At 61.1% G+C, this 10,355-nt stretch carries 11 protein-coding genes; 5 read left to right on the top strand and 6 right to left on the bottom strand.

Annotation, left to right across the window (positions count from 1 at the left end):
• The first annotated feature begins 216 nt into the window (after positions 1–216).
• The 3 genes from N554_RS0129165 (at position 217) to N554_RS0129175 (ending at position 3,368) form a co-directional block, all read left to right on the top strand.
• Positions 217–1,287, top strand: coding sequence for an MBL fold metallo-hydrolase (locus tag N554_RS0129165; RefSeq protein WP_051677775.1), 1,071 nt, complete (start codon positions 217–219; stop codon positions 1,285–1,287).
• A gap of 355 nt (positions 1,288–1,642) precedes the next feature.
• On the top strand, positions 1,643–2,074 hold the full coding sequence (locus tag N554_RS0129170) for a CBS domain-containing protein (protein WP_029586700.1): 432 nt from the start codon (positions 1,643–1,645) through the stop codon (positions 2,072–2,074).
• Between the two features lie 289 nt (positions 2,075–2,363).
• Complete coding sequence (locus N554_RS0129175; protein ID WP_029586701.1) at positions 2,364–3,368, top strand: calcium-binding protein; 1,005 nt, start codon at positions 2,364–2,366, stop codon at positions 3,366–3,368.
• A gap of 25 nt (positions 3,369–3,393) precedes the next feature.
• On the opposite strand, the gene N554_RS0129180 is transcribed toward N554_RS0129175, so the two are convergent.
• On the bottom strand, positions 3,394–4,926 hold the full coding sequence (locus tag N554_RS0129180) for an acyl-CoA carboxylase subunit beta (protein WP_029586702.1): 1,533 nt from the start codon (positions 4,924–4,926) through the stop codon (positions 3,394–3,396).
• A 201-nt stretch (positions 4,927–5,127) separates the two neighbouring features.
• Between N554_RS0129180 and N554_RS0129185 the strand changes: the two genes are divergently transcribed.
• The gene (locus tag N554_RS0129185) at positions 5,128–5,544 is read left to right on the top strand and encodes a DUF4260 domain-containing protein (protein ID WP_029586703.1); all 417 of its coding nucleotides are present in this window, start codon (positions 5,128–5,130) and stop codon (positions 5,542–5,544) included.
• Positions 5,545–5,556: 12 nt separating this feature from the next.
• On the opposite strand, the gene N554_RS0129190 is transcribed toward N554_RS0129185, so the two are convergent.
• Positions 5,557–6,213: a carboxymuconolactone decarboxylase family protein gene (locus N554_RS0129190; protein WP_029586704.1), complete on the bottom strand. Its 657-nt coding sequence runs from the start codon at positions 6,211–6,213 to the stop codon at positions 5,557–5,559.
• 139 nt (positions 6,214–6,352) lie between these two features.
• On the opposite strand from N554_RS0129190, the gene N554_RS0129195 reads away from it, so the two are divergent.
• Entirely contained in the window at positions 6,353–6,838 is a 486-nt protein-coding gene (locus N554_RS0129195) for a hypothetical protein (RefSeq protein ID WP_029586705.1), read from the top strand.
• Positions 6,839–6,847: 9 nt separating this feature from the next.
• On the opposite strand, the gene blaOXA is transcribed toward N554_RS0129195, so the two are convergent.
• The 4 genes from blaOXA to N554_RS0129215 form a co-directional block, all read right to left on the bottom strand.
• On the bottom strand, positions 6,848–7,666 hold the full coding sequence (blaOXA, locus tag N554_RS0129200) for a class D beta-lactamase (protein ID WP_029586706.1): 819 nt from the start codon (positions 7,664–7,666) through the stop codon (positions 6,848–6,850).
• Positions 7,667–7,748: 82 nt separating this feature from the next.
• Positions 7,749–8,015 carry an EscU/YscU/HrcU family type III secretion system export apparatus switch protein gene (locus N554_RS0129205; protein ID WP_029586707.1) on the bottom strand — a complete coding sequence of 89 codons (267 nt, stop codon included), beginning with the start codon at positions 8,013–8,015 and terminating at the stop codon, positions 7,749–7,751.
• Entirely contained in the window at positions 8,012–9,679 is a 1,668-nt protein-coding gene (locus tag N554_RS0129210; RefSeq protein ID WP_029586708.1) for a flagellar hook-length control protein FliK, read from the bottom strand. The genes N554_RS0129205 and N554_RS0129210 overlap by 4 nt, the downstream gene beginning before the upstream one ends.
• Positions 9,680–10,039: 360 nt before the next feature.
• Positions 10,040–10,355, bottom strand: a 316-nt coding sequence (locus N554_RS0129215) for a transposase (RefSeq protein WP_029583110.1), incomplete at its 5' end; no start/stop codon positions are given.

The raw sequence follows: 10,355 nt of genomic DNA on the forward strand, positions 1-10,355 counted from the left end.
CGCTTCTCGGCGGCGCGACCGCTTGGCCGGGCGCGCAGCAGCGGGCGATGCCGGTGGTCGGGTTCCTCAACAGCGCATCGTCGCAGGGGTATGCGCTTAAGCGGCCTTTCTCAGTTCCTATAATGGAGTGGGCCCATGCTGTTCGGTGCCTGTAATTGTCAGCCACGGTCGCCAATATCGCGACGTGGATTGCTCTGCGCCGGCGGCGCAGGCTTCGTGTCAGCGCTCATCGGCACGTTGGCCGGAAATGCGCGGACGGCGCGAGCTCAGGCGCTCGGGTCCAGGGTTCCGGAGGTCGACCGGGCTGCCGTTCGCATCGTCACAGATAATCAGGTCATACAGTTCATTCCGTCGGAAAAGCGCGATGGCCTCACCATCGAGCGGCGGACGGGTGCCAATCTGACCCCGGATGCGCCACCGCGCACCGCGCTGCACGGCGAGTGGGGACTCTCGATGCATGTGGAATCGCAGCGCGGCAACGAGGTGCGCAACGTTCTGGTCGATTTCGGTTACACGCCGGAAACGCTCATCAACAACATGTCCATTCTCAAAATAAATCCCGAGAATTTCGATGCGCTCGTGCTGAGCCACGGCCACTACGATCATTTCGGCGGGATGGTCGGATTTCTTTCCGCGAACAAGGGCAAGCTCAAGAAGAACCTTCCATTCTTCGTCGGCGGTGAAGATTGCTTCTGCACACGGGAGAGTTCCTTCGGGCCATACGGCGCGCTCGACCGCAAGGCGATCATGGACGCAGACCTGGCGATGATGATGGCGGAGGGGCCCGCCATCGTCGCCGATCATGGTTTCACCACCGGCAAGATCGCGCAGGTAAGCTCGGAGAAGCCACTGCAACCGACCAGGGAGAAGGTCGGCATCGTCAATGGTTTTGGATGCTTCCCAGACAAGATGTCACCAGCGAAGAATACTGGCGCTTTCATTCCGGATGACTTCGAGCACGAGATCGGGACCAATTTTTTGGTCAAGGGCAAAGGTCTCGTTATTCTCACTTCGTGCAGCCATCGCGGCATCATCAACACGATCAGGCAGGCGCAAGTCGTCTCGGGCATCAAGAACATCCACGCCGTTATCGGTGGCTTCCATATCGTTCCCCCGCTGAATGACGACTACATCCGACAGGTCGTCGCGACCTTAAAGGAGATCAATCCCGACTATCTGATCCCCGGCCACTGCTCCGGAGACAGATTCTACGACCTCGCCCGTAACGAACTGGGCGAAAAGGTCATTCACTCGGCGGTGGGAACTCGGTTCGTCTTCGGAGCATAAGGACTGGTCTAGCAAGATTTGAGCAAGCATGGCCGATCAGCAGTCTGAGCTTGACGCTCGGTCGTTGCGATCCGGACGAAGGCGACAGCGATTTGGCATTGTGTTCGGCGAGAGAAATGACGATCAGTCGGTGATCGTCATTGGCAGCCGGTTTTGTGCATGCGAATGACCCGAACCGGTCACACACCAGTTTACCAACGACTGATCGGTTGCGCGGTCCCCGATGCTCGCTGACTGCTTCCTGCCGATATGATATGCTCGTGCTCCTCGTAGAGGAGAACGGATTCCATGGCATGCCGCCCAATTGCGGGGGCGAGATGAGATAGGCGGCTAAGCTACACGATGGGAGGAGGCTATGACCATCGAAAGCATTCTGAGGCGGAAAGGCACCAACGTCACAACAATAGCTCCGGAAGCCAGCATCAAGAGGGCCGCAGACTGGCTCCGCGCAAAGAATATTGGCGCTCTGGTGGTGACGAGTGAGAACGCAGTTCTTGGTCTCATTTCCGAACGTGAAATCGTTCATGCATTTTCTCGCTATGGCGAGACAGCCGGGTCGATGCGTGTGAGGGAAATCATGCAATACGGCGTGACCACCGTCTCCCCGGACGAGAGTGTCAATCGCGTGATGAAACTGATGACGCACCATCGCGTGCGCCATATGCCGGTAGTACGCGGCGGCAAGCTAGCCGGTATCGTCAGCATCGGCGATGTAGTCAAGCATCGACTGGAAGATCTGGAGCTTGAGGCGAGCGTCCTACGTGATGTCTACAACGCCGCGCGGTGACGGCTCGGGCGTCCGCTCATGAGCGTGCCCGTGTTTCCCGATCTTGTTCCAATTTGAACGACGGCCAACTCGCTTGGGCTTCTCAAAATGCCGTGCGATTAGTTTTCCGCTAAAAGACGAAACAAGCGGCAACCGCCGATCGATGCAGGCGCAGGCGAGAAAATGCCGCGCACTCGTCATCGCAGGCGTCTTTTAGAGATTTTTAATCCAATCGATCTTAGTTTCATGGCGTAGCGCAACGTGGTGCTTTCCTCGATTTATTTCAGTCAAGACATCAGTAAGGGCAGTTATGACGATCGTCGGCAATTATCCATTTCAGAACTGGCGCCTGTCGATTCCGGAGCCGCCGTCGCCTCCCCGTCTGGCACCCGCCCAATCCATGCCCAAGGAGGCAATCGCGGCGACCCTGCTCGGCGCCGATGTCGCACCGGTCCCGGCCGCAAAGAGCATCGGCCAATCGCCGATCATTCAGGCGTTTCTGCTGCGCATTCAAGAACTCGGCCTGTCCCCGGTTCAGGGGACGGACGGCGACGACAAGCTGTCCGGCTGGAGTGGAAGCCTTGTCGACGGCGGTGATGGCAACGATACCGTGGATGTCTGGTCCGGGAGCATTGTCGACAGCGGGGCCGGAAACGATACGATCAGAGCTTGGTCGGGATCCGGCGTTTATGCCGGCGCGGGAAATGATCAGATCGACGTTTGGTCAGACAGCGTGGTGGAAGGCGGGGACGGTGATGATTCGATCCGCGCCTGGAGCAATACCGTGACCAGTGGCGGAAGCGGCAACGATACGATCAGCGCATGGTCCGATAGTCAGGTTGACGGCGGCACCGGCAATGACACCATCACGGTGTGGTCGAATAGCCGAGCCAGCGGCGGCGATGGCGACGACATCATCTCGGCTACCGCCGGCGACAGCTTTATCGATGGCGGCGCAGGCAACGACACCATCAATGCGGATAATGGAACTGTGGCCTATGGCGGCGCCGGTAACGACGTGATCCGGGCCGATCGCGGTTCGACCGTCCTGTTCAATGCAGGCGACGGCAAGGACACGATCTATACCGGCCGCGACACGACCATCAAACTCGGCGAAGGCCTGACGGCGGACAAGATGCAGGTCATTTACTCCGAGGGGACGGCATCGATTTCGTTCGGTGACGGGTCCGACCAATTGTCGGTCAAGGTGGGGTTCGGCCCAGTCACGATGAGCTTCGCTGACGGGACAAGCGTTCAGATCGGCGCTGATAGACCCCAAGTGCTGCGGCAAGTTGCGGGTCAAGCCCGCGTATGACGACTGTGAATGGCCGAAGTACCACTCACAACGGCAGATTGTCGTGCTTCTTCATCGGCATCTCGACATGCTTGTCCTTTAACATCGCCAGCGCGCGCGCGATGCGGCGCCTTGTCGAATGCGGCATGATGACGTCGTCGATATAGCCGCGCTCGGCGGCGATGAACGGCGACAGGAAACGGTCTTCGTATTCCTTGGTGCGTGCGGCGATCTTATCGGTGTCGCCGATATCGCTGCGGAAGATAATCTCAACCGCGCCTTTGGCGCCCATCACCGCGATCTGTGCGGTCGGCCAGGCGTAGTTCATGTCGGCGCCGATTTCCTTTGACGCCATCACGTCGAATGCGCCGCCATAGGCCTTGCGCGTGATCACCGTGACCAGCGGCACCGTGCATTGCGAATAGGCGAACAGCAGTTTAGCGCCGTGCTTGATCAGCCCGCCATATTCCTGCGCGGTGCCCGGCAGGAAACCGGGCACGTCGACAAAGGTGACGATCGGAATGTTGAACGCATCACAAAAGCGCACAAAGCGCGCGGCCTTGCGTGAGGCGTCGCTGTCGAGCACACCCGCCAGCACCATCGGCTGGTTGGCGACAAAGCCGACGGTACGCCCGGCAATGCGGCCGAAACCGGTGACGATGTTCTTCGCAAACGCTTCCGAAATCTCGAAGAAGTCGCCCTCGTCCACGACTTTGAGGATCAATTCCTTCATGTCGTAGGGCTTGTTCGGATTGTCGGGGATCAGCGTGTCCAGGGACATGTCGACGCGGCCGATGTCGTCAAAGCTCGGCCATTCCGGCACGCCGTCGGTATTGTTGGAGGGCAGAAAGTCGATCAGCCGGCGCATCTGCAGCAGCGTCTCGACGTCGTTTTCGAACGCGCCGTCCGCAATCGAGGAGCGGGTGGCGTGCACGGAGGCGCCGCCGAGTTCTTCAGCCGTGACCACCTCGTTGGTGACGGTCTTCACCACGTCGGGTCCGGTGACGAACATGTAGCTCGTGTTCTTCACCATGAAGATGAAGTCGGTCATCGCGGGCGAATAGACGTCGCCCCCGGCGCAGGGACCCATGATGACCGAGATCTGCGGAATCACGCCCGAGGCGATGACGTTGCGGCGGAACACGTAGGAATAGCCCGCCAGCGCCGCGACGCCTTCCTGGATGCGCGCGCCGCCGGCGTCGTAGAGCCCGATGATCGGCGCCCTCGCCTTCATCGCCATGTCCTGGATTTTGACGATTTTTTGCGCGTGGGTCTCAGAAAGCGAGCCGCCGAACACCGTGAAGTCTTTGGCAAAGACAAACGTCTTGCGGCCGTTCACGGTGCCCCAGCCGGTGACCACTCCGTCGCCCGGCACTTTTGTCTTCTCCATGCCGAATTCCACCGAGCGGTGCTCGACGAACATATCGAACTCCTCGAACGAACCCTTGTCGAGCAGAAGCTCGATTCGCTCCCGCGCGGTCAGCTTGCCGCGGGCGTGCTGCGCTTCGATGCGCTTCTCGCCGCCGCCGAGCTTGGCGCCGGCGCGCCGTTCTTCGAGAATGTCCAAAATCTCTTTCATCTGCTCCTGCCCGTAGTTAGATGCCGATGGCTGCCGCACCCGTATCGCTATTTTGTCGCGCCGTTTGCCGAAGAATTGAAGAATTCTCGGGGGTTCTAACACGGCCTTTTCCCGGCGGGAAACCGGCTTTCCACGGCCAAACGGAGCCTAATTGGCGATACAAGCGGCAAAGCTATTGGGGTATTCGAGAGAAGGTGACCGATGAACGGAACGATCGCAACTGAGACGACAGGCGCGGTGACAGGCGGAATGCGAACCCTGCTCCGGCTGGAGGGGTTAACGCTATTTGCGGGGATGACGCTGCTGTACGCGGTCTGGGATGGATCGTGGTGGCTCTACGCCATCCTGTTCCTGGTGCCTGACCTGAGCTTCGTAGCCTATCTCGCAGGCCAGCGGATTGGCGCCATCATCTATAACACCGCGCACAGCTACATGGCGCCGGTGGCGCTGATGACCACCGGATTTGCGCTTGCCTCCCCGCTTGTGCTGTCCATCGCGATGATCTGGATGGCGCATATCGGCATCGACCGCGCGCTCGGCTATGGCCTGAAATACAGCGCGGGATTCAGTCACACCCATCTCGGCCGCATCGGCAAAGACACGACCAAGACGGCGTGATGTTGCGATAGTCTACTTCTCGCCGACCTTGAACGGCGGCTCCTTGCCGGGAGGCACGGTTTCTTCCGCCATCGCCAGCATCATCGCGACCATGACGTAGTTACCCGCCACCGCAGTCAAATCCACGATCTGCTGATCGTTGAAAACCTTCTTGGCCCGCGCAAAGGTTTCGTCGGAAACCTTCTGCGTGGTCGTGAGCTCGGTAACGAAACCGTAAACGACTGCCTCGTCCTCCGCCATGTTCGTCGGTCGCTTGCTGGCTTTGAGCTCGGCGATGATCTCAGGCGAAAGACCCGCCTTCGCCGCCAGCGGTGCATGCGCGTACCACTCGACCTGCGATCGCCATTGCCGTCCGATGATCAGGATCGCGAATTCATTGAGCCTGGCCGGAACCGAGGTTTCCCAGCGCAGATAATGAAACAGGTCGAACAGCCGCTGGCCCAGGACCGGGCTGCGCATCATGGGATTGTATGGCCCGGCAAGGCCGACGCTCGAGACCTTCATGATCTGCTCGCCCAACGGTTTCTGCTTCTCGTCGAGCTGGTCCATGGTCAGTTGCGGAAAGCGCGGCTGCTTGCCGGTCGCGGGCTGCGCGAACATGGTGGCGGCAAACCAGCCGCCGGCCGCCGCGATGGCGAGCGATGAGATCCAGACAGACGACGAGTGCATGGTTTCCTCCGTGCTCTTTTGATTGTGAACAGGAGCAGCCTAGACCAGCGGGGCCATGCAAACCAGATCAACAACCCGTTCGGTGTTACCGCGTTGGATCGCCGAACTCGGTGGAGATCACAGAAAACGGAGGCGACTAATGTCTGGATTTAATATCACGCGTACGGGGCTACTGCTGACAGCGCTGTGCCTGTCTGGCGGCGCTGCACAGGCTGCCGGTTCCCCGTTCTCCGCCATGGCAGGCTCATGGTCGGGTGGCGGCGTGGTGAGTACGACGGATGGGGCACGGGAACGCCTGCGCTGCCTAGCGTCCTACGACGTCGGCGAGAGCGGCGCCGAACTTCATCTGAATTTGAGATGCGCCAGCGCAAGCTACAATTTCGACCTCGCAAGCGACGTGCAATATCGCGGCGGCGCCATTTCCGGCGACTGGACCGAGGCGAGCCGCAGCGCGTCCGGGACTCTTTCGGGACGCGCCGCCGGGAGTCACATCGATGCCGCGGCAACGGGCCCGAACTTTTCGGCGGGTCTGTCACTGACGACGCGCGGAAGCAGGCAGACCGTCTCAATCCGCCCGCAGGGAACCAACATCACGGGAGTGACGCTGGCCCTCGCCCGGCGCTAAACCTGCAAGCTAAGTCGCGCCAATATCGGTAAGGCATTGCTGCGCTATTGTCATGCGAGCCGCGATATGGCGCGGCTCGCGGACGTCGAGATTGAGCGCGAATACCGTGCTCGCGCTGCCCCTCTCCGTCCAGCCCACCATCCAGCCAAGCGACGGCTTGCCGAGCTCCGCGCCCAATAGGCCGCTCTTGGCCCGGATCGTGGCGTCGCCGGCTTTTGTCACCGGCAGGATATCGCGCACCAATTCCTGGCTGCGTTTCGAGACCGGCAGCACGCCGCGCCGCAGCCGATCGACGAAATCGACCTGCTCGACCGGATCGATGCGCAGGTTGCCGGTCAGCCAGAACTGGTCGATGCCGCCGCCGATGTCGCGGTTGCCGTATTCAAACAGATCGAGATATTTCTGCATCCGCTCCGCGCCGATGCGACGCGCGATCTCCTGATAGACCGGCACGGCGGACGCGGCGATCGCGGTGCGCATGGTGTGGTCGCGATTCCAGGCTTCGATGCTTCTGACAACGCCGTCCCACTTGAACACGTCCTTGTCGGGATCACCGACGACGCCGGTCTCCAGCGCGATCAGCGAATTCGGAATCTTGAAGGTCGAGGCCGGCAGCATCGCCTCCCCCGAACGCTCCTTGTCGCTGGCGATGATAAGGTAATCATCGGTCTTGTAGCCCACGAAGGTGCCGACCGTTCCCACATCGGTAAAATGCTTGGCGAGATCCTCGCGAATCTCGCCGCGCTGGGGCGCGACATGGGCAAGGCCACGCGACGGTGAGAGGCCCACGGCAGCAAGAAGACCGAGCGCATGGCGGCGATTGATCACGGCAGCATCCGATGTAGCCTAAAGGACGGCAGCGACGATGCTGATGACATCGTGGTAAAACAATGACGACGGCAAAAAAGAGTTAGCGTATTCGTCCCGACAGCCGCAGCACGAACACCAGAACTTCCGCCACCGCCTTGTAGAGCTCGGCCGGGATTTCATCGCCGATCTCGACGTTGGAGAGCGCCCCGGCCAATATCTCGTTCTCCTCGATCGGAATATCGTGGGCCTTGGCGATCTCGATGATCTTCTCACCGATGCTTCCCCGACCCTTGGCGACTACTCGCGGCGCGCCTGTCTTGTCGTAGTGCAGCGCGACCGCAAGCTGGTTCTTTGCCTCCACGCTCATAGCGCGCGATCCAGAAAATGTCCCGCAGGCGCGGGCACCGCTCCCGGGGGCACGCCATTCCGGATCACAATGTCGCCAGGCTGAAGTTCGGCCTGGCTGAGCGCCTGGCTCAATTGCGCGGCCCCGGCACGCAGTTGTGCCGCCGTCGCCGGCCGCTCGGCCCACATCCGCACCGAGGTCCGCTCGCCGCTGAGCGATACCAGCGCATGAACCGGACCCGCGGGTTCAACATCGAGCGAGAACCGCGCCCGCCAAACTCGCTTCGCCGCCTCGACCTCGCTGCCGCCGCCGTCGCGCGATATTTCGAACTGCGCCATGGCCGTTCCCTGCGGCGTCACGAATGGAATTTCGAAACTCCATCGCGGCGCAGCCGGATCCAGACGTGCGCTTCCGATTTCGACCCGGTCCGGCAGCGAGGCCACCTGCAACAAGGTCTGCCGCGCGATCGCGGCCTCGGTATCGCCGAGCAGGTGATGCGCCGTTGCTGCGAGCGGCGCATCGGGTGCGATCGATGCCGCGGCAATCGGTTGCGCCGAGGGTTGCGCGCCGCGAAACGGCGGAGGCGGCGTATTGGCATGGAAGGTCAAATCATCGTTACGTCCGCCTTTCGGCGCTCCCGCCAGCAGCGATGGGTTGCCGACGACATCAGGACTTTCCTGCAGCACCGCCTGCAGCAGGTTCAACGCCGCGCTGATCCTCGCTTCCCGCGCCGCTGGATCCGGCAGTGTCGCAGGCAGTACGATGCGCCCGGTGCTGCCCGATTCCGGGAAATCATCGGCGACCGGCAAGCGCGCCTGCGGCAGAAGAATTTCCCCGACGTCGATGTCAGGGGAAAGGGATGGAGCAAGCATCGGCGTCGCTGCAGCATGCGGCAGCGGCACGGCGTCCGCTGCGGGAGTGCTGGGACCCGGCACGACGGGCGGCTGTGCAAGCGTCGTTGACGCGGCGGCGCCTCGAGCGGCTCCGGCTCTACCGAGCGAAGACAAAAGCGTTTGACGCAGCACGATCAGTGCGGCCTTCAGATCGGGCACGCCGGCAGCTTGCGCAACAGATTTCGAGGCCAGCGAAGCCTCGAGAAAGAGCCCGGACTTTTGAGCGGCATTTTTGATGTCGTTGCCGGTGAGGTTTTGATCGAGACTGGTCCGTTGCGCCAGCACTTGCATGACCGCCTGCTGCAGTTTGGGCGGCAATGCATTCGATGCGGTGACAGCGCCGAGATTTGCAAACAGCGGCGCCAGGCTCTGCTGCTGCGTGGCAGCACTCTGCGCCGCTACCGAGACCGCCAGCCGCTCAAGCGGCGTCAATACATTTTTGGGCGCCGCCGCACTCACGGCCGGACTCGCCGCGGCATCGACAAGCGCGTCCGGCGCCAGGGTCACGGTATCGGTGGACATGACGGCCGGCGCGCCGGAATCCCGCCCGACCACCGCAAGCCTGATACCGTCCGGCGTCTGCGATACGGCAAGCTGCAATTTTTGGCCGACCTGGAGGGGAATTTCCGAGAGAACGTCGATCGAAAGACTTGATATCGCGATCCGCACCAGATTCTCAGAGAGCAGCTTGAGCACCTCTGCGTCGACAACGGTTCCCGGCTGCAGCACGACGTCGGGCGTTGCGCCCTGGGCGGCAATTACCGGAAGGTTAGGATTGACGGAGATCGGCATTTCGAGGCCTCGCTGAACTCTGAAGCTAGCCCGGCGTGCGTAAACCTCTCGTTAACCGCAGAGCGCAATCAGCAAAAGTGGATACCGGTTTTGCCGGACAAACGTCTTCCTTTGTCCAGAGGTCGCGCTCCAAATATCAAATCAGGGCATGATCTTATCGCCAACTGCTCACACTTTGGCGGATCATGCGCTAAAGCATTTTCTAGTGCGGAAACCTCATCCTTCGAGATGCGCGCAAAAGCGCGCTCCTCATCGCGGGCTCGGATCGCTGACGCCTCGGAATACTCGATCACCCGTCGCAGCGTGTGAAGGATACTGACCTCATCCTGAGAGTCTGACTCAAAATAGGTCGTTGGCATATCAGGTTCTTGCCAGGCGGCGGGAAAGCAGGCGGATGCTTGCAATCAGGACCCAGGCTTCCGCGCTGGCTATGGATGCCTCGAAGTCTTTGGCAAGCCTTCGATTGCGACCGAACCATGCAAACGTGCGCTCGACGACCCAACGCCGAGGCTCGGCTTTGAACGTTCCCACGCTCTGCGAGCGGGTGACGATCTCGATGGTCCATTTGCCCTGATCGGCGAGTGCCTCGAGCAATTTCGGACCTCGGTAGACGCGGTCGGCGAAGATGTGGCGCAGCCTGGGGAACATGCGGCCGATGATCCGCAGCAGCGGGACT

It is taken from the genome of Bradyrhizobium sp. URHD0069 (assembly GCF_000701345.1).
GTDB lineage: Bacteria > Pseudomonadota > Alphaproteobacteria > Rhizobiales > Xanthobacteraceae > Bradyrhizobium.